Origin of the sequence: Serratia sp. Tan611, from assembly GCF_905188235.1 — a bacterium.
Lineage (GTDB): Bacteria > Pseudomonadota > Gammaproteobacteria > Enterobacterales > Enterobacteriaceae > Serratia_B > Serratia_B rhizosphaerae.
In genome coordinates this window covers 3643046-3666452 of record NZ_LR994655.1, presented here as the reverse complement: position 1 = coordinate 3666452, position 23407 = coordinate 3643046, and the positions used below count along the sequence as shown (strand labels likewise).

General features: G+C 58.0%; 27 protein-coding genes and 1 riboswitch. Of the genes, 10 read left to right on the top strand and 17 right to left on the bottom strand.

Going from position 1 to position 23407, the window contains the following annotated elements:
* Nucleotides 1-97: 97 nt before the first annotated feature.
* The 3 genes from TAN611_RS17315 to TAN611_RS17305 form a co-directional block, all read right to left on the bottom strand.
* Nucleotides 98-535, bottom strand: coding sequence for a MarR family winged helix-turn-helix transcriptional regulator (locus TAN611_RS17315; RefSeq protein ID WP_105232153.1), 438 nt, complete (start codon nt 533-535; stop codon nt 98-100).
* Nucleotides 528-1400: an alpha/beta fold hydrolase gene (locus TAN611_RS17310; RefSeq protein WP_197950119.1), complete on the bottom strand. Its 873-nt coding sequence runs from the start codon at nt 1398-1400 to the stop codon at nt 528-530. Before TAN611_RS17310 ends, TAN611_RS17315 begins: the two co-directional genes overlap by 8 nt.
* Nucleotides 1401-1536: 136 nt before the next feature.
* Nucleotides 1537-2463, bottom strand: coding sequence for a LysR family transcriptional regulator (locus TAN611_RS17305; protein ID WP_111736634.1), 927 nt, complete (start codon nt 2461-2463; stop codon nt 1537-1539).
* 182 nt (nt 2464-2645) lie between these two features.
* On the opposite strand from TAN611_RS17305, the gene TAN611_RS17300 reads away from it, so the two are divergent.
* Nucleotides 2646-3809 (top strand): mandelate racemase/muconate lactonizing enzyme family protein, encoded by a 1164-nt coding sequence (locus TAN611_RS17300; protein ID WP_105232150.1) that lies wholly within the window; start codon nt 2646-2648, stop codon nt 3807-3809.
* A gap of 269 nt (nt 3810-4078) precedes the next feature.
* Nucleotides 4079-5422: an MFS transporter gene (locus TAN611_RS17295; RefSeq protein ID WP_111736635.1), complete on the top strand. Its 1344-nt coding sequence runs from the start codon at nt 4079-4081 to the stop codon at nt 5420-5422.
* Between the two features lie 86 nt (nt 5423-5508).
* Here TAN611_RS17295 and TAN611_RS17290 read toward each other — a convergent pair whose 3' ends face one another.
* Nucleotides 5509-6261, bottom strand: a complete 753-nt coding sequence (locus TAN611_RS17290) for an SDR family oxidoreductase (protein ID WP_105232148.1) — start codon at nt 6259-6261, stop codon at nt 5509-5511.
* A gap of 205 nt (nt 6262-6466) precedes the next feature.
* Nucleotides 6467-7174: a glutathione S-transferase family protein gene (locus tag TAN611_RS17285; protein WP_187044278.1), complete on the bottom strand. Its 708-nt coding sequence runs from the start codon at nt 7172-7174 to the stop codon at nt 6467-6469.
* A 108-nt stretch (nt 7175-7282) separates the two neighbouring features.
* On the opposite strand from TAN611_RS17285, the gene TAN611_RS17280 reads away from it, so the two are divergent.
* The 3 genes from TAN611_RS17280 (at nt 7283) to TAN611_RS17270 (ending at nt 8545) form a co-directional block, all read left to right on the top strand.
* Nucleotides 7283-7633, top strand: coding sequence for a helix-turn-helix domain-containing protein (locus tag TAN611_RS17280; RefSeq protein WP_105232146.1), 351 nt, complete (start codon nt 7283-7285; stop codon nt 7631-7633).
* Nucleotides 7634-7839: 206 nt separating this feature from the next.
* Entirely contained in the window at nt 7840-7986 is a 147-nt protein-coding gene (locus tag TAN611_RS17275) for a DUF3289 family protein (protein ID WP_203066794.1), read from the top strand.
* Nucleotides 7970-8545 (top strand): DUF943 family protein, encoded by a 576-nt coding sequence (locus tag TAN611_RS17270; protein WP_203066793.1) that lies wholly within the window; start codon nt 7970-7972, stop codon nt 8543-8545. The genes TAN611_RS17275 and TAN611_RS17270 overlap by 17 nt, the downstream gene beginning before the upstream one ends.
* An 83-nt stretch (nt 8546-8628) precedes the next feature.
* Here TAN611_RS17270 and TAN611_RS17265 read toward each other — a convergent pair whose 3' ends face one another.
* Nucleotides 8629-8868 (bottom strand): hypothetical protein, encoded by a 240-nt coding sequence (locus TAN611_RS17265; RefSeq protein ID WP_203066792.1) that lies wholly within the window; start codon nt 8866-8868, stop codon nt 8629-8631.
* Nucleotides 8869-9021: 153 nt separating this feature from the next.
* On the opposite strand from TAN611_RS17265, the gene TAN611_RS17260 reads away from it, so the two are divergent.
* Entirely contained in the window at nt 9022-9768 is a 747-nt protein-coding gene (locus tag TAN611_RS17260; protein ID WP_111736639.1) for a sulfite exporter TauE/SafE family protein, read from the top strand.
* 9 nt (nt 9769-9777) lie between these two features.
* Here the strand turns inward: TAN611_RS17260 and TAN611_RS17255 are convergent, their stop codons facing one another.
* Nucleotides 9778-11910: a PipA/GogA/GtgA family type III secretion system effector gene (locus TAN611_RS17255; protein WP_203066791.1), complete on the bottom strand. Its 2133-nt coding sequence runs from the start codon at nt 11908-11910 to the stop codon at nt 9778-9780.
* A gap of 80 nt (nt 11911-11990) precedes the next feature.
* On the opposite strand from TAN611_RS17255, the gene TAN611_RS17250 reads away from it, so the two are divergent.
* Nucleotides 11991-12416 (top strand): VOC family protein, encoded by a 426-nt coding sequence (locus TAN611_RS17250; RefSeq protein ID WP_203066790.1) that lies wholly within the window; start codon nt 11991-11993, stop codon nt 12414-12416.
* Nucleotides 12417-12425: 9 nt separating this feature from the next.
* Here the strand turns inward: TAN611_RS17250 and TAN611_RS17245 are convergent, their stop codons facing one another.
* The 4 genes from TAN611_RS17245 to TAN611_RS17230 all read right to left on the bottom strand — a co-directional run bounded on the left by TAN611_RS17245 (nt 12426) and on the right by TAN611_RS17230 (nt 13803).
* Nucleotides 12426-12851 (bottom strand): GNAT family N-acetyltransferase, encoded by a 426-nt coding sequence (locus TAN611_RS17245; RefSeq protein ID WP_203067796.1) that lies wholly within the window; start codon nt 12849-12851, stop codon nt 12426-12428.
* A 177-nt stretch (nt 12852-13028) separates the two neighbouring features.
* Nucleotides 13029-13235, bottom strand: a complete 207-nt coding sequence (locus tag TAN611_RS17240) for a hypothetical protein (RefSeq protein ID WP_105232141.1) — start codon at nt 13233-13235, stop codon at nt 13029-13031.
* 47 nt (nt 13236-13282) lie between these two features.
* Complete coding sequence (locus TAN611_RS17235) at nt 13283-13483, bottom strand: DUF4762 family protein (protein ID WP_145961107.1); 201 nt, start codon at nt 13481-13483, stop codon at nt 13283-13285.
* A gap of 65 nt (nt 13484-13548) precedes the next feature.
* A complete protein-coding gene (locus TAN611_RS17230; protein WP_105232140.1) occupies nt 13549-13803 on the bottom strand; it encodes a hypothetical protein in 255 nt (84 codons plus the stop codon).
* Nucleotides 13804-14166: 363 nt separating this feature from the next.
* A riboswitch (TPP riboswitch) is annotated at nt 14167-14266 on the top strand.
* A gap of 36 nt (nt 14267-14302) precedes the next feature.
* Here TAN611_RS17230 and thiM point away from each other — a divergent pair.
* The 3 genes from thiM to TAN611_RS17215 all read left to right on the top strand — a co-directional run bounded on the left by thiM (nt 14303) and on the right by TAN611_RS17215 (nt 16424).
* Nucleotides 14303-15091: a hydroxyethylthiazole kinase gene (gene thiM / locus TAN611_RS17225; RefSeq protein WP_203066789.1), complete on the top strand. Its 789-nt coding sequence runs from the start codon at nt 14303-14305 to the stop codon at nt 15089-15091.
* A gap of 2 nt (nt 15092-15093) precedes the next feature.
* Nucleotides 15094-15894, top strand: a complete 801-nt coding sequence (gene thiD, locus TAN611_RS17220; RefSeq protein WP_105232138.1) for a bifunctional hydroxymethylpyrimidine kinase/phosphomethylpyrimidine kinase — start codon at nt 15094-15096, stop codon at nt 15892-15894.
* 71 nt (nt 15895-15965) lie between these two features.
* Nucleotides 15966-16424 carry an inhibitor of vertebrate lysozyme family protein gene (locus tag TAN611_RS17215; RefSeq protein WP_203066788.1) on the top strand — a complete coding sequence of 153 codons (459 nt, stop codon included), beginning with the start codon at nt 15966-15968 and terminating at the stop codon, nt 16422-16424.
* A 38-nt stretch (nt 16425-16462) separates the two neighbouring features.
* Here the strand turns inward: TAN611_RS17215 and gutQ are convergent, their stop codons facing one another.
* The 6 genes from gutQ to TAN611_RS17185 form a co-directional block, all read right to left on the bottom strand.
* A complete protein-coding gene (gene gutQ / locus TAN611_RS17210) occupies nt 16463-17434 on the bottom strand; it encodes an arabinose-5-phosphate isomerase GutQ (RefSeq protein ID WP_105232136.1) in 972 nt (323 codons plus the stop codon).
* Between the two features lie 161 nt (nt 17435-17595).
* Nucleotides 17596-18645 (bottom strand): class I fructose-bisphosphate aldolase, encoded by a 1050-nt coding sequence (gene fbaB, locus TAN611_RS17205; RefSeq protein ID WP_105232135.1) that lies wholly within the window; start codon nt 18643-18645, stop codon nt 17596-17598.
* Between the two features lie 190 nt (nt 18646-18835).
* Nucleotides 18836-19522, bottom strand: coding sequence for a GntR family transcriptional regulator (locus tag TAN611_RS17200; protein ID WP_105232134.1), 687 nt, complete (start codon nt 19520-19522; stop codon nt 18836-18838).
* A 96-nt stretch (nt 19523-19618) separates the two neighbouring features.
* Nucleotides 19619-20950 carry an MFS transporter gene (locus TAN611_RS17195; RefSeq protein WP_160030320.1) on the bottom strand — a complete coding sequence of 444 codons (1332 nt, stop codon included), beginning with the start codon at nt 20948-20950 and terminating at the stop codon, nt 19619-19621.
* 69 nt (nt 20951-21019) lie between these two features.
* On the bottom strand, nt 21020-22309 hold the full coding sequence (locus TAN611_RS17190; protein ID WP_105232132.1) for an MFS transporter: 1290 nt from the start codon (nt 22307-22309) through the stop codon (nt 21020-21022).
* A 68-nt stretch (nt 22310-22377) separates the two neighbouring features.
* Nucleotides 22378-23394: a Zn-dependent oxidoreductase gene (locus TAN611_RS17185; protein WP_105233473.1), complete on the bottom strand. Its 1017-nt coding sequence runs from the start codon at nt 23392-23394 to the stop codon at nt 22378-22380.
* Nucleotides 23395-23407: the final 13 nt, after the last annotated feature.

The following is a 23407-nucleotide window of genomic DNA, read 5'->3' as shown; positions in this document are numbered from 1 at the left end:
GGATGCCGGAGTGTGATATGTCCACAGGACATAAAGCGATGTAATCGGGTCAATCGGCGTAGCGTGATGACAAGAGAGAGGTTGGCTACGGGTTGAATCAATCAGGCTTGGGGTCCAACGTGCTGACCTGCTTTAACCAGCGCGCTACTACCATCAGTTCGGCCTCGCTAAACTGTGCGGATAAAAGCGTATTCAACTGTTGCAGCGCGGCGTGCGCCTGCAGGCCGGCGGCTTCCCCGGCGTCTGTCAGCGTCAGGCGCATTTTCCGTGAATCCTGCTCGTCAACCATACGGTCGATCAATCCCGTTGCCTGCATGCGTTTGGATAAACGGGTGATGGCCGCAGGCGCCACCCGCAATGCCGTTGACGCCTCGCCAACGGTTGCCATGCCGGCGGAGCGCAGGAAAAACAGCAGCCCGACCTGGGCGGAACTGATATCTTCCCATGCCTCCGGCCTGGCCTCGATCCAGCGCTGAAGCGCCCTGTGTGCGTGGCCGAGCAGGAAAACGAAGCGCGGCGGTTGTGTTTTACTCATGTTCGCTTCCGGGTAAGGTGATGTTCTCTGACAGCCAGTCACCGACAACAGGCCACAGCGTTTTGGCGCAGCGCTGGCGGAAGAACCCCATATGGCCGATAGCGGCAACGCCGGCGTCGGCAGGTTTGAAACTGCGCCTCTCAATAATGGCATGTTTAAGCGGGGTAATCAGCCGCGTTATCGCCCCCGGATTCGCCCAGGGATCGTCATCAAACCCCAGCACCAGCAGCGGGATATCCACCCGCGCGGCGCGCTGGCCGGCATTCATCGCCGGGTCGTCATAAAAATAACCGGGCAGGCTGCTCCAGTAGCTCCATTGCAGCATGACGGGGCCGGGAAGATCTTCTCCGATGCCCAATCGCCGGGCGGGCATATAGCCAAACAGGCGGCATAGCACCGGAGCCAGCAGGCGCAACACGCACCAGACGCGGATTTTTTCCGCCGTGGCCTGTATGGTGCGGGTCACGCCGGCGTGCGAGGCGATAAGCACCGCCGCCTGTAACGCGCGCGTTGCGGAGGATAAGACGATGGCGTGGCCGCCGACGCTGTGTCCGACGGCCAGCAGCGGCATGCCGGGAAAGCGCGATGTCGCCCAGTCGGTAACGCGGCCGACATCCTCTTCCATCCAGTCCGCCATAGAAACCTTACACTCGCGGAGGTTGCCACGCGAGCGGCCGGTTCCCCGGTAATCGTAGGTCATAACGTTAAAACCGCGTTCATTCAGGTAGCGGGCAAAATCATAGTAAAACGTCTGCACCACGGCCGTCGCCGGGTGGAGGATAACGACGGCTTTTGCCTGCGCGACTTCCCACAGCGTTGCACTTATCGTTTCAACCGCAGATAGCGGGATAGAGATCTGTTCCATTGCCCGACGCCCATTTTATTTAACGTGTTAAATAAATTAGACCACGCTGATAAAAGCGTCAATTTGCTACGCGCTTTGCCCTGAAGGAAGGTGATGGCTGACGCTTATCCGCATCTTGTCCGGCCAGTGCGCGATGCTAAATCTGTTCGTCCACGAAGATCGCCCATAACTCCTCCACCGCTCTGGACATTCGGGCGGCGGGTCGGAACAGCCTGATGTCAATCGGGAGCCATAATGCGCTCTTCTGTGGTGCCGCGACGGCGATCGTGCCGGCTGCGACGTCCGGTGCCGCCAGGCTTTCCGGCAGCCAGGCAATACCGTCTCCGGCCTTGACCATAGCTAATAACGTTGCCGCCAGATCGGCGGTGAAGGCGGTATCCATGCCACGTCTGGCGCGGTTCACCTGCGAGGTGTTGGAGAGGATCCTGCCCAGACCGGATTCTGCGGAAAACGAGAGAAAGGGAAATTTTTTTCCGTCCTCAGCCTGCCAGAGCGGCTGACGATTGACGGGATCGCACTTTGAATAGGGCTGTAATGTTTCATGCCCGAGTCGGACGCTGAGGTATTTGGTCTGATCGAGGTTGATATGCATGTGAGGGTGGTAGTAACACAGCAGAAACTGCGCGTCGCCTTTGTCAATCATCCGCTCACAGGCGCTGAGCGTATCTGATAACAGGCGGAATGAGCCGAAGCGGGCAATTTTCTCGTTGTTACGCATCAGCGCCGGAAAAAAGGAGAACGACAGTGAGTGCGTCGCGGAGAAAATAACGTCCGGTTTGGCATCACCCGCCGCTTCGATGGCTTCACTGCGCAGGGTATAGAGCGCGCGAATCAGCTCCGGAATCTGAGCGACAAAGATCTCCCCGGCGCGCGTCAGGCTGACGCCGCGTCGGTTTCTTTCAAAAAGCGGAGTCCCCAGCCACTCTTCCAGCGAGATAATCCGCCGGCTGAATGCCGGCTGTGTCACATATCGGGAAGCCGCCGCGCGGGAAAAATTGAGTGACTGAGCCAGCGCAACACAGTCTTCAAGCCATGTTAGTTCCAAGTGATGCCGATTTTGCATTACAGGCTGCCTCTTTGGCATTAGTTCGCGTTTTATAAACTGCCTATGATGAAACAAGACAGGACACCGAGGTCCGTTAACTCTACGTGAGTGCATTATGCCAATAATAAATTGGCATGAGCTAACACTTTTCGTAGGCGCTCAAGTTTGTTTGCATTTGACGAAAAACTGCCGGAGAGAACATGCGTATTCTAGACGTTGTAGAAATGACCAAGCCCATCGCTTCCCCCATCCGCAACGCGTATATCGATTTCAGCAAAATGACGACCAGCCTGGTTGCCGTCGTGACTGACGTTGAGGTGGACGGACGCCGTGTGGTGGGGTACGGCTTTAACTCTAACGGCCGCTACGGTCAGGGTGGCCTGATCCGCGAGCGTTTCCGCAACCGTATTCTGGAGGCCGAGCCTGAAAGCCTGCTGAACGCACAGGGCGATAACCTGGATCCGCATAAAATCTGGGACGTTATGATGAGCAATGAGAAACCGGGCGGGCACGGTGAACGCTCAGTTGCGGTCGGGACGCTGGATATGGCCATCTGGGATGCCACCGCAAAAATCGCCAACCAACCGCTATTTCGCCTGCTGGCAGAGAGAAAGGGCGTAGCGGCCAATCCACGCGTCTTCGTTTACGCGGCTGGCGGTTACTACTACCCGGGCAAAGACCTGAGCGCCTTGCGTCAGGAGATGCGCGGCTATCTGAACCGCGGCTATAACGTAGTTAAAATGAAAATTGGCGGGGCGTCTCTGGAAGAGGATCGTCGCCGCATTGAAGCTGTTCTCGATGAAATAGGCGCTGAAGCGCGTCTTGCCGTTGACGCCAACGGCCGCTTCAATCTGGAAACCGGTATTGCCTACGCCAAAATGCTGCGTGAATACCCGCTGTTCTGGTATGAAGAAGTGGGCGATCCGCTGGATTATTCCCTGCAGGCGGCGCTGGCAGAGTTCTATCCTGGCCCGATGGCGACCGGTGAAAACCTCTTTTCTCATCAGGATGCGCGTAACCTGCTGCGCTATGGCGGCATGCGTCCGGATCGCGACTATCTGCAGTTTGACTGTGCGCTCTCTTATGGTCTGGTTGAATACCTGCGCACGCTGGACGTACTGGAGCAGTTTGGCTGGTCACCGTCACGCTGCATCCCTCACGGCGGTCACCAGATGTCTCTGAACATCGCGGCAGGTCTCGGCCTGGGCGGTAACGAAAGTTATCCGGATCTGTTCCAGCCCTATGGCGGCTTCCCAGACTCGGTGACGGTCGAAGATGGTCACATTATCATGCCGGAACTACCGGGCATTGGCTTCGAAGGTAAATCTGATCTCATTAAACAAATGCGTGCGCTGGCTGAATAAAAATCCGGTCTGCACATTACGTTGCGCGTTTATATTGCGCCCCGCTGTATACGGGGCGTAGCGGGAACGGTCAATGAATCGATAACGTTATATGACGCCGGAAGAATATAACACTGCGGTATGGTGATCCTTATTGCCGCAGAAGCTCCTCAATATATGCCGTCTCCGCCAGATATTAATCAATAAAATATTAAATCCAACTGATCGATAAAAAGGAATTTGAATCAGCCTTTCCTCTCCCTACATTTGTGCCAAGCGAGGAAGTTATCATGAGTAATAATGCTCTAAAAGGTAATGCCCTTATCGGGAAAAAACGCTGGACGATAATATTACCCGCCGTTTTTATTATGTATACAATTTCTTTTTTCGATCGGGTCAATATAGGCATGGCGCTGCCCCATATTACGGCGGAAATGAGGCTCAGTGCCGTTGAGGCCGGCTGGCTTGGCGGCGCATTTGCCTGGGGCTATGTGGCTACGCAATTCACCGCAGGCTGGCTGGCCCTGCGCTTTGGCTCCAGAAGAATCATCGGCATCAGCCTGTTTCTGTTCGGCGCCTGCGCCATGCTGACCGGGCTAACGCGCAACTTCAGCGAACTGGTTGCGATCCGCTTTTTCCTCGGGTTGGCCGAAGGCCCTATTCAGGCTGCGACGGCGATGTTTCTGGCGCAATGGTTTATGACGTCGGAGCGCGGGCGTGCTTTTGGCATCTGGAACCTAAGCTTGGGCGCCGGGGCGTTTCTTGCCGGGCCGATTTCGGGCTGGATCCTGGCGCATCATAACTGGCGAATGATGATGGTTATCGAGGGCGCGCCAGCGTGGATTTTCTGCATCATCTGGTTTTATCTGGTGCCGAAGAGTATTCAGGCCGCGCGCTGGCTGAGCACCGAAGACAGGGAACAGATACAACAGGAGCTTGCGACAGAGCAGTCGAACTACATAAAGGAAAAATCGGACCCCTGGTGGACAATCCTGAAAATACCGGCGCTGTGGCTGATGCTCATCGGCTATTCGCTACACAGCATGCTGGCGTATGGCTTCACGCTCTGGCTGCCGACGGCTCTCAAAGGTTACGGCATGCTGAGCGAATTCACCGTCGGCTTAATCAGCGGCATGCCGTTCCTGATGACCATGGTCGGTATTTGGTACATCACCAGACGTTCAGATAAGTATAACCAGGAGCGAAGGCTGCATGCGGCCATCCCTACCGTCTTGTGCGGTATTGCCCTGTCGGCGGCAGCCTTTGTCCCGCTTTCTTTTTACTGGATGCAGATTGCCCTGTTCATGTTCGTCGGCCTGACGATGAAGATGCTGGTGCCGCTGGTGTATGTCCGGCTGACAGAGATTCTGCCGACAAAGAAAGCGGTTCCTGCCGTGGCATTTGTCGGCGCATGCAGCAATTTTATCGGACAGTTTGGCGGGCCGCTGGTCGCCGGATACCTGAAGCATCTGGGCGGCGGCAACGATATGACGCTGGCGTGGGGCGTTCTCGGTCTGTTCTCCATCATTGGCGGCGTGCTGTTTGCACTGGCGGTGGGGCGTGAAGAGCGCATCTGGGACATCAAACCGGCATTCAGGCAGACTTCACGCCGGCCTATGCCTGCCAGAGAATAGCGCGTTTATATTCCGGTGAAAGTAACGCCCCCTGGTGAGGGGGCGAATCTGTTCGCATGGCAGCATCACGCTCCGACGATGCAGTGCTATACCCCGCCGCACAGGTCGGTAAAACTGCCGGTCACAAACGATGCTTCATCGCTCAGCAGCCAAAGAATGGCATAGGCAACTTCTTCAGGCGTGCCGCCTCGTTGCATCGGAAAGTTTTTGGCAATCCGATCCACCCGCAACGCCTCGCCGCCGTCGGCATGGATATCGGTGTAAATACCGCCCGGGCGAACGCAGTTGACCCGGATGCCGTCAGCGGCGACCTCTTTCGACAGGCCGGTGGTAAAGGTATCGACGGCGCCTTTCGACGCGGCATAATCGACGTATTCGAACGGGGAGCCGCTTTTCGCTGCGCCGGATGACACGTTGACGATGGCGCCTCCGCGCCCCCCGCGGGAAAGCGACATGCGTTTGATTGCCTCGCGTGAGCAATAAAAGTGGCTCATGACATTGGTCAGCAGCACTTGCCGGAAACGCTCGCCATCCATATCAATCATCGCCATTTTTTGCTTCAGGATGCCGACATTATTGACCAGGTGGGTAATGGTGCCTAGCTGGCGATCGATATCGTCAAACATCTTGATGACCTGCTGCTCATCGGCGACATCGGCGCGAATGGCGATGCATTTCCCACCCCGGCTTAAAATTTGATCGCGAACGTTAAATGCGGATTTTTCATCGTTTAAATAGTTCAAACAGATCGAATAGCCGCGTTCTGCCGCCAGTAATACTGTCGCTGCGCCAATACCGCGTCCTGAACCCGTCACCAATAATACTTTATCGTTTGTCATAATCCTGTATTACGCCTTACATTGAAAATAAAAATAGAGAGTTAATCGCAAATAAATAAGAAAATTCGATCGCTGTTAATATATAGTCGGATTTATTGAGTAAATCGAACTTTATCCGCTGCCGGGGCAGATGATACCGCCCCGACATCGACGGGACTTGGCAGATAGCCGGCAAGTTTCAGCCCGCACGAACGGTGCCGGGTTATTACGCTGAACCAAACCGTTCGATTACTTCAGACAGCATAATATGGCCGCGGCAGGCACCGTTGCCGCGCTGTGTCTCGCCGTTTTCCAGCGCCGTTGCGTAAATAACCGCCGGATCGGCTTCAAGGCGCTTTCTCAGTGCGGCCAGCTTCGGCCAGCGCGCGGTTTCAGCCACCTGATGAACGTCGAGCCAACGGGCGACGCCGATCAAAATCGCGTCCGCCAGCGTGGGCTGGTCAGCGATCAGAAAAGGCGTCTCGCCGATCATCTCTTCGAGCCGATCGTGGCGTTGGATCACGGCTTCGCGCCCCCATGTCTGCAACGCTTCTTTCATCGCCGGATTGGGCGAAGCCATCTCCATCGCCACCCAGAGTGGGGTAAAAGCGCCGGTAAAGCCGGTGTTGATAAACGCCATCAGCTGGTGCATGCGGTCGGCGTTGCGCGACAGCGGGTCGGCGCTGATCCGGCGCGTTGTGTCCCGCGCTTCCAGCCACGCGGCGATTGCCAGGTTTTCCGTCAGCACCTCCCCCCGGTCGGTGATCAGCACGGGCGTTTCCACCCGAGGGTTGATGCGTTTATAAGCGGGGGTGCGCATCTCGCCTAACATATCGACGCGGCACAGCTTGTACGGCTGCCCCAGCCATTCAAGTGCGGCAACGAGCCCCATGGAGCTTCCCGCCGGGAAGCCGTATAGCAAAATAGGTTCCATACTTTAGGTTCTCCAGGATTGAGTGGATGGCGCTGCGCAGCGATGTGCTACTGTAACAGTCGATTCCGCCAAGTAAATTACGCACTTTTTTGTTACCACGAGCCTGATATGAAAGATCTGATTTCTCGTTGTCCGATAGAAGAAGTGATGCAGGTTCTCAGCGGCCGCTGGCCGACGTTGCTGATCTACTACCTGCAGGACGGCGTCAAACGTTTTAACCAGCTGCGCCGGGATAATCCGACGATCTCACACAAGATGCTGACGCTGGAGCTGCGCAAGCTGGAGGAGGCCGGCATCGTGCAGCGCACGGAGTTTGAGGGTTACCCGCGGCGCGTCGACTATGCGCTGACGCCGGCAGGAGAAAGGCTGGTGCCGCTGATTGATGCGCTGGGGGAGTGGTGGGTGGAGACGGATAGCCAGGGTAAAGAAACCTTGGATGGCTCTTTCTCCATGGTGTAGAGGAGTGCCATTTTAAACATTATGAAACAATATGTCGGTGTGGTTAGGAAGTTTCATCATTCTGGCAAGCTAGAATTTAAGAAAAGTATTTTTAAATTGTACAATGCTGAATATATTTACCAATTTTGGTATTTTTGGATATTACGTTGATAACATAACTTGTACGATAGATGGATTGAAAATAGCAGCTAAGGGAGTAGTTTACTATGCGTGGATTAACAAGGCCGTTAACGATTTTTACGAGCAAAAAATCTTTTGGTGACCGTTTTGCTGATGATATGCAATTTGGTGATATGAATGAATTGACCTTAAAAAAAACATTATGCTTTAGATCAGGTGTCAACACACGTTGACTGGAGTACCTATAAATCACCTTATTTTCATTCGGCAACGAGAAATACTCCACCAAGGAGTAAAGAAAAGGTGGTTTCAATGCTGTTTGATGAATTGAGAACGTCATCAAGGTTTTTTTCATTTGTGGGGGCATTTGTCGCATTGCTTGTTGTTATTTTTCTGGTCTGGATGGTCGTTAGGCCGGTGAGTATTGTTAGAGTTGATGGTGGTGCTGTTTATGTTCATAATCTGCCATTGACCACTGAAGGTAAAATTTCTTGGTGGAATGAAAACAAGAGGCTGTTAAGGGATAAATACTCCATTATTAGAAACCCAAGTCATTTTACCATTGTTATTATGAATTTTGGTGGCTATGTATCACCTCCAACGGGTAGTAATGATGGTAGTATCGATGATTATCACTGTTTTAATGATATAAAGAATGATAATAAATGTATTTATAATGATATATCAATGGTTGTTAGTGGAAATCTTGATAATAAAGTTTTTATTAGCGTTGATGGGAAAACATATGTCCAGTTACCTAATGGGAAAGTAGCACTATTGAGTAAGTCTTAATTTAATAATTATCTTTTAATTGTGGGGGCATTATAAAAATAATTTATCTGATACGAAAAGGTACTCTCGTCCCCCATCCCGTTTCAATATGGCGCGGCGTTCAGGTAGATGGTCGTGGCGTAGCTGGCGCCGTTATGGAACTTGTAGACACTGCCCCGCACAGACAGCCGGATAGTGCCGCCTTCAATCTCTACCTTGGCGTCCCGATCTGACGTAGATAAGAACGATAGATACTCATCGTTGACCCCTTTCAGAAACGCTTTGTCTGTAATTCCCGTCGGCACCACGTAATACTGGTAAACAAGTGGTGACAAGTCAGCCATATTTCGTCCGGCAGCGAAGTATGGCCGGGTTCTTCGTTCCATGATGTTTATCACAATGAAAAAGGAGCCTGTTATGTTTGCCATTGCCACCAAAACCATCATACCTGCGGTGTTGTCATGCCGGCTGGTTATTGTCGCCGGGAGAGTAACGTCATGACGGATTTTGACACCGCTACGCTGCTGCTGAGCGGCGTGGTTTTTCTGCTGGCCGGGCTGGTGAAAGGCGTAACCGGTATGGGGCTGCCGACCGTGGCGATGGGGCTGCTGGGCGCGCTGATCTCCCCGGTGGCAGCGGCAGGCATGCTGCTGCTGCCCTCATTGGTTACCAATATCTTTCAGTTGGTCGGCGGCGCCAACACGGCGGCGCTGCTGCGCCGGCTGTGGCCGATGTTGCTGATGGTATCGGTTGCCACACTTGGTACCAGCGGCTGGATAGCTGCGGGCGACAGCAGCCGCACGCAGCTGGCGTTGGGCGTGGCGCTGATTATCTACGGGCTGTGGACCCTGTCAGGGCGCATTTACGCCGTCTCCACCCGGGCTGAAAAATATGGTTCCCCGCTTATCGGGCTGGTCACCGGCATGCTGACCGGCGGAACCGGGGTTTTTGTGATGCCGGCGGTGCCCTGGCTACAGGCACTGGGGTTGGAAAAGGATGAGCTGGTACAGGCGTTGGGCATCTCTTTTACTTGCTCGACCCTGGCGCTGGCGGCGGGGCTATGGTGGCACGGCGCCTTTCAGGTCGGATCGTTAAACATGTCGGCGCTGGCGGTGCTGCCCGCATTAGCAGGATTGTTTGTCGGGCAGAAGCTGCGCCGCGTGATCTCACCGCTGCTGTTTCGTCGCTGTTTTCTGCTCTGCCTGATTGTTCTGGGCGTAGAGATGGCGCTGCGTGCGATCTGAATCCAGCGTTTATACCCGCAGATAGCCCTCCAGACTGCGGGTATCGTCGGGGTTGACCCTGCGTGCCAGTACCGGGTCGAAAAACAGCGTGTTGCCCTGCGGATCGCTGAATTTCAGCACGGTATGGTTTTTCAGTTCGAACCTGGCGTTAGGCTTTACGCCGGGAATCTCCGGGCTGTCGCCCATGGCGATGGACAGCGGCGTATCAATGGTATGCAGCTCAACTTGATGGTGGCCGGCGCTTTTCGCCAGCGCCTGAAACAGTTTGTTGATGGAATCTGCGTCGGCCTGTTGTTCGAGCGCGATGTCATAGATATCGCGCTGGCTTTCCGTCGGGTTGAATTTTATTGTCTGGCTGCGCTTATTTTCGTCCGCCAGCTTCTGCAGCAGGCTCAGGGTGCTTTCTTTGCTATGGGTATGTTTGAATAGCGGGGCAAATGCCCGCTGAATGTGCAGACCTGCCTCGTGCCGTTTCGTTTCCAGCCCCGGTTCAGGGAAGGTGTTGATGCCCGCTCTCATCAGTGCATCCATAATGCCTCTGCCATACACGGCGGTTTCCTGTGGGTGGCGCTCGCGGATATAGGCGGTTTCATCGCCAGCGAGACCGGCGGTATTCAGATAGTTTTCCATGCTGTCGCTGCGAAAAGGATTAACCGCACGGCCCAGCAACGGGTCGAAATAGCAGCTGTTGCCGTTCTCGTCGCTGATTTTTAACACTGCGTGTTCGCTTAGCGGATGATGTTCGCCAGGCCGGTTGGCCACCGCTACGCTGAGGTTGCCGGCGACGGAAAAGGCATGCGTCTGCGCCTTGAAGCCTGCCGCCTGTGCCATCACCAGATAGAAACGGCAGGCCGCCTTCGCATCGCCGCGTTTTTCCTGCATGGCGGCCAGCATATTGCCCGGGAATGTCGGATCGAATCGAAAAGCCGCGGTTTTTTTATCTTCCGCATGGAGTTTGTGCAGCAGCTCTGCGGCGCTTTTTTCCTGACCCGTCACATTGTTGAACAGTGGCCCCATGTTGCGCTGAAAGGTCTGGCCCATTCTTTTCGCGCTGGCGGCGTCGTGCGGGCAGGCGGCGCTGCCTTCCTTCATCAATCCGTCAAACAGCTTGCGGCCAAATGCCTCCCGGGTGGCGGCCACTGTCGGATCCGGCCGTTCCAACTCTTCTATCGGGTCGTTATCTTCGGCGATTTCCGAGCGTGAAGCGGGAGCCGTACCGGTCGGACGCCGGAGCGTGGCATGGTTTGCCGTTATCTCGGCTTGCTGCGGTGGTGATGGCGCGTGCGCCGCCGAAGGTGCTGGCGCTTTGACTGTCGCCGTAGGTGTATCGACATGCGCTGCCGGAGGCGTGTTCCTTTGCGCAGACGGCGGCGTTGCCTTGGCGTCTGTCGGCCGCTGCGGCTCAGTTTTTCCGGCCGGCGTAGGATGACTGACGCAGGCGGGATCTGGTGTACCGAGCTGTCGCACAACCTCATCCACCACAATATTCAGCAGTTCAATCAGCGGCCCGCGCGGGTGGGGTTTGCCATGCAGGCTTTCATGCTGTGGCAATCCGGTCAGCCCTTCGAGCAGCGCATGGAGCAGGGCGCGCCGTTGACTTAACGGCTGCTGCCCCTGTTCGGTGGTATAGCCGGGCGGTTTGCCGTTTAACACCTCGAGCAGCAGCTTCAACCCCAGCGTCTTGGCGGATGGCTGATGCGCCGGCGTACTCGATGCCGCCAGCGGATCGAGCTGCCAGTGAGGAGCATGGCCACCGAATCTGACCTCGTCACGGTAGGCGTGATTAAACGCCGCGCGGAAGGTGGCGCTGTGGGCGTAGGCTTCCTGCAGGCCGCTGGTTACCGTATGGTGCAGTGCGCGCAGCGCGTTATTACCCTGTTTGATGGCGGAGAGAAACATCTCCGGCAGTTCGCCGGGGCGGAACTTGTGCGTGGCGTCGTTGAGTTTGGCCGAAAATGCGTGGCGCAACGGACTTGGTTGGGTAAATTGCCGCATCAGCGCTGGGGAATGCGCACTCAGCAACCGGTCGTGCGCGCGTCCCGCCATCTGGGGCAGGGCGGCAAAGCCATGGCGCTGGTGGTGCAAACTCTGACTGATGCCTCTTACCGCCGCGCCAAGCAGCGCAGGATTTAACCCGACCATAAATTACCCTCCGTTCGCTCCGCCAGCGTCTCATCATTGCTATCATAGTGAGTGGTTATTGCGCGCAGAGGGTTCCCTCGATGGCGAACATTTATAACTGGCTGCTCGATCATTCCGGTATCGGAGTGGCTGATATTTACCGCTCGGCGGCATTCTATCAGGCGCTGTTGGCGCCGCTGAACGTCGGCGTGGTGATGCGTATTTCACGCCGTTTTGAGCCGGCGCAGGCGGACGATGCTGATTTGGCCGGCGTGGCGTTCGGTATTGATTACCCGGTGTTTTGGCTCGATATTTTTCATCCGCACAGTCAGTGGCAGCACGTTGCCTTTCGCGCCGTGAGCCGTGAACAGGTGCGGGCATTTTATCGGGCCGGTCTGGCGGCGGGCGGTGTCGATAACGGCGCGCCAGGTCTGCGGACGGATGATTTTTCATCGGGATATTACGCGGCGTTTGTGTTGGATCCGGATGGTAATAATATTGAAGCGGTGCTGCGAGAAGGGCGTTAACGGCGCGGATTATCTGGCGGCGCTGTGCAGCAGGTAATAGGCGTCTTCACCTTCGCCTCCCTGGCTGATAATTCGCCAGCCGTGCCGCTGATAAAACACCAAAGCCGGTTCGTTCCTGACCAGACATTTCAACGCGCCGGTGGTGCGGAAGGTGGATTCTGCCTGTTTGAGCAGGGTGCTGCCTATGCCGCGCGTTTGTTGAGCGGGGTCGACATACAGGTTATGGATAAAATCTTCGGCCCGGTGAATGGAAACAAAACCCAGAGGTATGCCGTTTTCTTCAGCCACCCAGATCTCTTCCCCCAGCGTAGCGCGATCGAAATCTTTCGGTTGGTAGTGGCTGGTATCCCGCCAGTGAAAGGCGGTTTTACGCGCGGCCAAATACAAGCGGCGCAGAAAGGGGCGATCGGATTCTTGGTATAGCCGTATTTGCATCATGCTCCCTCGGTGGCGGACGCGTGGAAACCCAGTGGTGTCGACACCTGAGTATGTCGGAATATCATGCCGTTGGCGAGAGATAGAAAAAAGAGCAAATATCATTATTTGCTCTTGAATATGACGCGTTACCGGGCGGAGCGCAAAGCGCTGCCGGCCCGGTAGATATTGGCGACGTTACTTGGTGTAACGACCTTCCCAGAAACCACGGACAAGGTTAAATACGCCGTCGGTGAAGATCTTGCCTACGCCTCTGGCTGCGTTGGTAAAGCTGCCGAGGATGGATTCGGCGCCCTGGGTGATAGAACCAACAACACCACCCAAGATACCACCGAAGATACCGCCTGATACTTCGCTGACTTCAACGTTAGATAATTCTCTCATGGTTTTTCCTTAAACATTAAATGAGGTCGATAATAAGGGCTGGATAATTACGGCGTGGGAATGGCTGCGGCGCACTCATTCAGCTCAACGGGCTTGCTGGAGGAGGTCACGTTGCCAAACTTGTCAACGCAGCCCACGGTCCGGTAGCAAGCCAGCCCTGAGGATGACGGAGATAAGCTGTGGCTTACTTTACATCCCCAAGCGCCACCAATAATATTCATTGCTTCGCCTTGCGCTAATTTTTGCATAACTATTAATTATCCTTTTTGTTTTTACGGATGACTTAACGTGATCCGCATCAGACAGTTAATGATTAGCGGCGAGCGGCTTCGCTTGGGGCATCTGGCGCTGGCTGGTTTGGTCGGCTTGGACGGAAAGCATTGACGAGTCTGTCCAGGAAGCCCATGCCCAGGCCAATGGTGTTGCCGATAGAGTTGGCGATATTGCCGACGATGTTGCCCGCGATGCCGGTCAGGGTATCAACGCCAGCGTTGATGATATTGCCGATAATGCCACCGAAAATGCCGCCGGAAACTGTTTCAACTTCAACGTTAGATAATTCTCTCATGATAAATTCCTTTTTTATTAAAAATAAAAGAGTATGGGGTTGAATACAATGGTGACACCTTGGCATGGAAAGCCAAGGTGTTATTTAATATTACCCTCTTTTCTTATCTTATAAATACTGTTTGCAGAATTTCGTTCGTTTTAAGGATAATTCTTGTTGGCTTAAAATAGGCCGTCTGGCTTTATCCTAAATTCACCGCATTTATATTTTAATGGGTGATAATTGAAATTTTATTTTCTGATTTTTTTAATGTTTCCGGCCGCAGGACGCCATACATAAATCATAAACATGACGATGAAAGATTTGAATCCCGCCGGGGGCGGAGTATGATGTGGCCGCAGTCGCCATCCCTGCGGGATGTGCTGCGAAGACTCGGGGTGCCCTTCATGTATGTGAAGGCTGAGAAATACCCGTATTACCTGATCTGGATAATACCAGCGTAGGGAAGTCTTGGCGTCCTGACCGGCGCCCGCCTTCTTTAACGCCGGTTGGGAGAACTATGATCGCTCGACCTGATGAATTGCCCGGCGCAACGGCCGCGGCCAGCTTACAGCTGCTTAAACAACATTCCCCACTGATTCACTGCCTGACCAACGACGTGGTGCAAACGCTGACGGCCAACGTTTTGCTGGCGCTGGGCGCTTCGCCGGCGATGGTGATCGAACCGTCCGAAGCGGCGCAGTTCAGCCGCCTGGCCGATGGCGTGCTGATCAATATCGGCACGCTGACCGCCGCCCGCGCGGAATCGATGCTGGCGGCGGTGGAGGCGGCCAATCAGGCCGCGACACCGTGGGTGCTGGACCCGGTTGCGGTCGGCGGACTGACCTTTCGTACCGAGTTTGCCAACCGGCTGCTGACGCTGCAGCCGGCGGCCATTCGCGGCAACGCGTCGGAAATTATGGCGCTGAGCGGGCTGCAGGCCTCGGGGCGCGGCGTCGACAGCACGGCGGATTCTCTGGCCGCGCTGCCGGCGGCGCAGCAGCTGGCGCAGCGCAGCGGCGCGATTGTCGCGGTCACCGGCGCCACTGACTACATTACCGACGGGCAGCGTAGCTGGGCGGTTGGCGGCGGCGATCCGCTGATGACGCGGGTGGTGGGCACCGGCTGTGCTTTATCGGCGGTGGTGGCGGCGTTTTGCAGCCTGCCGGGCGAGCGGCTGGACCACGTCGCCGCCGCCTGCCGGGTGATGACGCACTGCGGCGAGGCGGCCAGCAAACAGGCCGGCGGCCCCGGCAGCTTTACCCCTGCATTTCTCGACGCGCTGTACCACTGGCAGGGAGAAGAATAATCATGAAACGCATCAATGCATTAACCATCGCCGGTACCGATCCGAGCGGCGGCGCCGGCATTCAGGCGGATCTGAAAGCCTTCTCGGCGCTCGGCGCCTATGGCGCCAGCGTGATCACCGCGCTGGTGGCGCAAAACACGCGCGGCGTGCAGTCGGTGTACCATATTGAGCCGGCGTTCGTGGCCGCGCAGCTGGATTCCGTGCTGAGCGACGTGCGCATCGACAGCGTGAAAATCGGCATGTTGGCCAACGCCGACATCGTGCAGGCGGTGGCCGAGCGCTTGCGGCATTATCAGCCGCCGTTTGTGGTGCTGGATACGGTGATGCTGGCGAAAAGCGGCGATCCGCTGCTGGCGCCGGAGGCGGTGGCGTCGATCCGGCGTGAACTGTTGCCGCAGGTGTCGCTGATTACGCCTAACCTGCCGGAAGCGGCGGCGCTATTGGCGTGTCCGCCGGCGGATAATGAGCAGCAGATGCGCGAGCAGGGACGGGCGCTGCTGGCGATGGGCTGCCAGGCGGTGCTGATGAAGGGGGGCCATCTCAGTGAAGAAGAAAGCCCGGACTGGCTGTTCAGCCGCGGTACGGAGCAGCGCTTCAGCGCGCCGCGCGTCGCCACGCGCCATACGCACGGCACCGGCTGCACCCTGTCTGCGGCACTGGCCGCCCTGCGTCCGCGTTATGACGACTGGCCGCAGACGGTGGCGGCGGCGAAGGATTACCTGCAGCGTGCGCTGCAGCAGGCGGATAGCCTGGAAGTCGGTCAGGGCATCGGCCCGGTGCACCATTTCCATGCCTGGTGGTGAGCCAACTTTTTCGCGCGGCGATGGTCTGAGTAGATGCAATGTCTTTGTCTATTTTCGGAGGGAGAATCACCATGACAGGAATGCATAAACGTCGTTATATGCTGCTGGGCGCGTTGCTGGCCGTCAGCGCCGGCAGCTTTGCCCAGCAGGTGGTGACCACGGCGGATCTGGTTCAGCAGCCGGGTTATCAGAGCGGCTGGCAGCAGATGATGAAAGGTCAGGCCCGGCTGCCGGGCTGGGCGCGTAAGGGCAGCGGCACTTCGACGCCGGCGGAGACGATCGGCTGGCAGGGGCAGCAGTATCAGGTTGGCAATATCTGCAAACCTCACGATTGCGGCAACAACTTTTTGATCGTCGCCTTCAAAGCGGACAAGTCGCAGGCCTGGGGCGTGCGGGTTGAGGTGGAAGACCGGCCGGAAGCGGTGGCGCACCCCAAAAAGTACGCCAAATATCAGTGGCTCGGCAAGCCGGACAGCAATATGCGGGCGCTGCTGCGTCAGCAGTTTGAAAACAGCCCGGACTGGAAGTAAACCGAGTTTGCAGGGACGGGCGCGCCCGTCCCTGATGGTCAGCCGATGCCGGCCTGATGCAGGTCGTGCAGGTTCAGCGCGCCGACCAGTTCCCCCTCAACGTTGACCACCGGCGCGGCGCTGATATGCTGCTCGTGCAGCGCCTCCAGCGCTTCTCCCGCGCGCCACTGTTCCGGCAGGCGATAGCCGGGGCGGGTAATCGCCGGGCTGAGCGGATCCTCCAGCTTGTGGCCCTGCACCAGCCAGCGGCGCAGATCGCCGTCGGTGAAGACGCCCACCACTTTTTGCTGCTCGTCGCACACCGCCACCAGTCCCAGGCCGGTGCGGCTCAGCTCCAGCATCGCCGCCATCACGTCGGCGCTTTCCTGCACCTTCGGCAGACGATCGCCGGTGCGCATCAGGTGATGCACGCGGTTAAGCAGACGCGCGCCGAGGCTGCCGCCCGGGTGTGAACGGGCGAAGTCTTCGGCGTTGAAGCCGCGCTGACGCATCAGCGCCATCGCCAGCGCATCGCCGATCATCAGAGTGTTGACCGCGCTGGAGGTCGGCGCCAGCCCCATCGGGCAGGCTTCGCGCTCGACGCTGATATCCAGCACGCAGGCGGCGCCCTGCGCCAGCGGTGAGGCGGTGCCGCCGGTAATGGCGATCACCGGGATCCGGCTCTCGGCCAGCAGCGGCAGGATCAGATCCAGCTCTTTGGCGCGGCCGGAGTATGAAATAAAGATCATCACGTCGTCCGGGCCGATCATGCCGAGATCGCCGTGCAGCGCTTCCGCCGGATGCAGGAAGAAGGCGGGCGTCCCGGTGCTGGCCAGCGAGGCGGCGATTTTCTTGCCGATATGGCCGGATTTGCCGATGCCGGAAATCACCGCCTTGCCGCGGCAGTTCAGCAGCAGCTCGCAGGCGCGGACAAAGTTGTCGTCCAGCCGCGCCAGCAGGCGCTGCGCTTCGGCCAGTTCAATCTCCAGCGTTTCGCGGGCGAAGGTGAGCAGGGTGCTCGCGTTATCCATCAGTCTCTCCTGCGGAATGAATCAAGGCGGAAATATAGTGTTATTTGCCGGATGAAACACGCGACACGCCGGTTTTTTTTAAACGGATCACAGTTTGAGGAATCAGCCGGGAAGGCGTGCGGACGAGAAGCCGGGCGAAAAGCCCGGCTTCTGCGGCGGCGTCAGGCGATGGTGACGCTGCTGTCGAGATAGGTATCCTGCACGGCGTTAATCAGCGCCACGCCGTCCTTCATCGATTTTTTGAAGGCCTTACGCCCCAGAATCAGCCCCATGCCGCCGGCGCGTTTGTTGATCACCGCGGTGCGCACCGACTCCTGCAGATCGTTTTCCCCGGCGGCGCCGCCGGAGTTAATCAGGCCGGCGCGTCCCATATAGCAGTTGGCCAGCTGATAGCGCACCAGATCGATCGGGTGATCGCTGGTCAGTTTGTCGTATACCCGGTCGTCGGTGTAGCCGAAGTTCACGGCGCGGTAGCCGCCGTTGTTTTCCGCCATTTTCTGTTTGACGATATCGGCGCCGATGGTGGCGGCGATATGGTTGGCCTGGCCGGTGAGATCGGCGCTGGAGTGGTAGTCGACGCCGTCTTTCTTGAATGCCGGGTTACGCAGATAGGCCCACAGCACGGTCACCATGCCCAGTTCGTGCGCGCGCTCGAAGGCGGCGGAAATCTCTTCAATCTGGCGGCGCGACTGCTCGGAACCGAAATAGATGGTGGCGCCGACCGCCACCGCGCCCATATCGAACGCCTGCTCAACGCTGGCGTACAGGGTCTGGTCGTACTGGGTCGGGTAGCTGAGGGTTTCGTTGTGGTTCAGTTTGACCAGGAACGGGATCTTGTGCGCATAGCGACGTGATACCGCCGCCAGCACGCCGTAGGTGGAGGCGACGCAGTTGCAGCCGGCTTCGATCGCCAGTTCGACGATGTTTTTCGGGTCAAAATAGAGCGGGTTGGCGGCGAACGAGGCGCCGGCCGAGTGCTCAATGCCCTGGTCCACCGGCAGAATGGACAGATAGCCGGTGCCGGCCAACCGGCCGTGGTTGAACAGGGTCTGCATCGAGCGCAGCACGCTGTTGGGGCGGTTATTATCGATCATCACCCGATCGACAAAATCGTCGCCGGGCAGGTACAGATTCTCTGCGGGGATGGTGGTACAGCGGTGTTGCAACAGGTCTTCCGCTTCCTTACCTAACAACTGCGCAATATCAGTCATGGTGAACTCCCGTTAAAGCTAATCCCTAGGCCGGAAAGTCATACTGATGGTCACCGGCGTCGCGAAAAGCGGTGATTGAAGCCGTAAGCACGATACTACTGAAGTTGCATCGTCAGGGAGAAACAATAGATGCGATTGCGGGGAAATGCCATTTACGTCGTGTAAAGCGGCGGGGGCGGGCGCCCCCGAGTTATTCGACCTCGAACCAGCTGCTGTTTTGCAGGGCGATCGGCGTGATGGAGTAAATCATCTCCTGCAGATGGTCGTGAACGGCCCGCTCGGCGGCGTCCGGGTCGTGCGCCTTCAGCGCGTCGAAAATGCGGTAGTGCTGTTGGATCAGCGTTTCCGGCGGCGAGACTTCGCTCAGGCTGAGAAAACGTACCCGATCCATGGTGGCCTTGATGGTTTCGATGGTTTCCCAGGCCAGCGGACAGTTGGCGATCTGCGTCAGCAGGCGGTGGAACTCATCGTCCAGCAACAGGAATTCCCGTATTTGCTGGCCGTTGGCCGCCAGCGCCTGACGCTGCAGGTTATGCTCCAGCAGCGCCAGCTGCGGCGGGGTAATGCCGGTGGCGGCCCGGCGGACGATGGCGCACTCCACCGCCTGACGGATAAAGCGGCCGTCCGCGACGCGTTTGGCGGAAATTTTCATCACGAAGGTGCCGCGCTGCGGCAGTATCTGCACCAGCCCCGCCTCGGCCAGTTTGATAAAGGCCTCACGCACCGGCTGGCGCGACACGCTGAAACGGCTGGAAATCTCCTTTTCCGACAGCAGCGTCCCCGGCGCAATGGTGCAGTCGACGATATCCTGCCGTAAAAAGCGGTAGATTTGCTGATTCACCGGCAAGGTGTTGGTAAGGCTGTAATTTTCAGACATGGCGCGATTGGTTATCTGGCAATGATTCAAATGCCACCATACTAGCAGATTATTGTTCAATGGCGGGGGGATAAATCCCCTCGCCAAGAGCGGTCATCAGTGGTGCCAGTCCTGATACTCCTGCTGTCGCCGCTGCGGGGCGGTTTCCGGCATCAGCCACAGGCCGACGGCGGAAATCACCCCCAGCACGATCATATAGCCCGCCAGGCCGTAATAGTGGCCGCCGGTCATCTGCAGAATTTTCACCGCCAGCAGGCCGAGAATACCGCTGCCGACCAGCGAGCCGATCTGCCAGATCAGCGCGATGCCGCTGCAGCGCACGCGGGTCGGAAACAGCTCCGGGAAGTACGATGCCTGCGGGGCGTAACACATGCTGTGGCCGAGGGTCAGCACCACGATCATCGCCAGCTGGGTCAGCCAGAAGTTATCAGCATTCAGCAGCATAAAGAACGGTACGATGCAGACCACCTGCAGCAGCGCGCCGGCGATGTAGACCGGTTTGCGCCCCAGCCGGTCGGAAAGGTGCCCCATCAGCGGGATGGCGAAAATCTCCAGCACCACCGCCACGATCATCGTCTCCAGCAGAATACTTTCGCTCAGCTGGTTGGCTTTGCCGTAGGCCAGCACGATCACCGTGAACATGGCGAACGCGCAGGCTTCGATCAGTTTGGCGCACACGCCTTTGCCGATCAGGCCCGGATAGGCGCGCGCCACTTCCACCACCGGCCGGCTTTCCACCGCCTTGGTGGCGCGGATCTGGGCAAACACCGGCGACTCGTCGATCTTCAGGCGGATAAACAGCCCGACGATCACCAGCAGCAGGCTGAGCAGGAACGGAATGCGCCAGCCCCACTCGAGCATCTGCGCCGGCGACAGCAGGGCGGTCAGCAGGGCGAACAGGGCGGAGGGCAGTAAAAAGCCGGCCGGCGCGCCGATCTGCACCCAGCTGGCGTAGAAACCGCGCCGCCGGGGAGGCGCGTATTCGGCGGTCATCAGCACTGCGCCGGCCTGTTCGCCGCCGACGCCGAAGCCCTGCAGCACGCGGATCAGGATCAGGGCGATCGGCGCCCAGATGCCGATCTTGTCGTAGGTGGGCAGCAGGCCGATGCAGAAGGTGCCGAGGCCGACGATCAGAATGGTGATCACCAGCGCCTTTTTGCGGCCGACCTTATCGCCGATATGGCCGAAGACAATGCCGCCCAGCGGGCGCGCCAGAAAGCCGACCGCGTAGGTGGCGAAGGCCGCCAGCGTGCCGACCAGCGGATCGGCGCTGGGGAAGAACAGCTGGCCGAAAAACAGCACCGCCGCGGTGCCGTAGGCGAAAAAGTCGTAGTATTCCGCCGCCGTGCCGATGGCGGAGGCGCTGGCGACGCGCTTTAACAGCGGCTGATGGTCGCCGGCGTCGGCGTCGTGCGTGGTGGTGGTCATCAGGTGCTCCGGGAGGGTAGGGTCAGTGGGCTGACGGCGTTGCGGGCGTTGCCGCCCGCGCCGTTCTGTTTAGGGTTTTAAGGTTTGCGGCTGCGCCAGCGGACGCGGCGCACGCACAACCAGCAGCACCAGCAGCGCGCCGAGCGCGGCGATGCCGCCGGCCAGGATAAAGGCGCTGTCGAACTTGCCGGTATGCTGCACGATGTAGCCGGTAACCACCGGGCCGACAATACCGGATACACTGCCGACCAGGTGAATAAAGCCGCTGGCGCCGCCGACGCGGGATTTATGCACCACGTCCTGAATAATCGCCCAGTAGATCGCGCCGGTGATATACAGGAAGAAGATGGATACCGACATCAGCAGCACCGCCGGCATCACGCTGCTGACGGTGCCCGCCAGCGCTACGCACGCGGCGGCGGCCAGCAGGCTGACCACCAACACAATCTTGCGCGATAGCAGCAGTTTGCCGGTGATGTTGAAGATCTTATCGGAAATATAGCCGCCGAGCGCCAGGCCGACAAAACCGACGATCCACGGGATCACCGTCGTCAGGCTCATCTCTTTGATGTTCAGGTTGTGCGCCTGTACCAGATAGGCGGGGAACCAGCTGAGGAAGAAGAACAGGATGTAGTTGTAACAGAAGAAGGCGAAGGCGGTCGCCAGAATGATCGGCTGTTTCAGGTAGTAGCCCAGCCCGTGCGCGCTGCCGCTGAGCGCCTCTTCCGGGTGGTGGCCTTCGGCCTTCTGCGCATTGACCAGCGCCCGCTCTTCCTCGCTGACGCGCTTGCTTTTCTCTGGGTTGTCCGCCGCGATAAAGAACCAGACCAGCATCCAGACGATGCCGACCGAACAGATAATCATAAAGGCCGGCCGCCAGCCGAACGCCAGCGCCAGATAGCCGACGATCGGCCCCGCCACCGCGCCGCCAAGCGGCGAGCCGGCGCTGAGCAGCCCCATGGCGGTGGCCGCCTGTTTCTTCGGGAACCAGCCGTTGATCATTTTGTTGGCGGAGGCGCAGATCGGGCCTTCCGCCATGCCGAACAGTACGCGCAGGATCAGCATGGAGTAAAAGCCGCTGGCGAGCGCGGTCATGCCGCAGAAGATCGACCACAACCCCACCGCCAGCCCCATCACCAGCGTCGGACCGAACCGGTCCACCGCCAGGCCGCCGATAAAGTTGAAGATCGCGTAGCCGAAGAAGAAGCTGCCGAAGATGATGCCGAATTGTTCGGCGTTGAGCAGCAGATCCTGTTCGATCATCGGCACGGTGATCGACAGCGCCACCCGATCGAGATAGTTGATCATGTAGACCAGGAACAGCAGGAATACGAGGGTCCAGCGTAAGTTCTTAACCATGGCAAACACTCCACTTGGTGTCGTTTTAATCGTGTGCGTTGTTGTCCATTTCGGTGTGTCAGGCATTATCAGCCGAACTGCAGCAGTACCTTGCAGCAGGTCTGGCGATCGTGTTCAAACAGATGCAGCGCCGCTTCAACGTCGTCCGCCGCCACGCTGTGGGTAATCAGCCGTTCCGGTGCGATCAGTCCCTCGGCCATCCAGTCAATCACCTGCGGGAAGCGGGCGCTGTTGAGGCGTGAGGAGAAAATCGACAGCTCTTTACTGGTGATGCTCTGTTGGTTGATCACACACGGCTCGGCGGAAAAGCCCATGATGCCGATGCGCGCCGCCGGCGATGCCAGCTGAATGGCCTGCGGCAGAATATCGGGGTGGCAGGCGGCGTCGATAATCAGCGTCGGGCGGATATCGCGCTGCGCCAGCGCTTCCGGCAGCGACGTCTGCTGGTTATTGACCACCTCATCGGCGCCGTTGGCGAACGCCATTTCCAGCCGCGCGGCGATACGGTCGGCGACGATCACCTGACGTACGCCGTACACGCCTTTCAGCACCTGGATCGCCGTCAGCCCCATCGGCCCCGCGCCGTAGATCAGCGCCACGTCGCGTGCGGTCGGCTGCAGGTGGGCGGTGATATTGGCGGCGATGGTGAACGGCTCCACCATTGCCGCCTGCCGATCGCTGAGCGCATCGGGGATGCGGTAGGCGTTGGCGGCCGGCACGCAGCTAAAATCGCTGAAGCCGCCGTCGCGGTGGACACCGATCACCTGCAGCTGGTGGCAGACGTTCGGCCGTCCGACCGAGCAAGGGTAGCAGTGGCCACAGCTGACCACCGGGTCGACGGCCACGCGCTCGCCGAGCCGGGCGGCGTCGACGTGTGCGCCGACGGCGTCAATCACGCCGCAGAACTCGTGGCCGATCACCCGCGGATAGCGGGCGAACGGGTTATGGCCGTGGTAGATATGCACGTCGGAACCGCAGATGCCGGCGAGTTTGACCTTGACCCGCACTTCGTCGGCGGCGGGTTCCGGCAGCGGGCGTTGGGCTATCGTCAGCTGGCCCGGCTGTTCAATCACTACGCTTTTCATGCTGATATTCTCC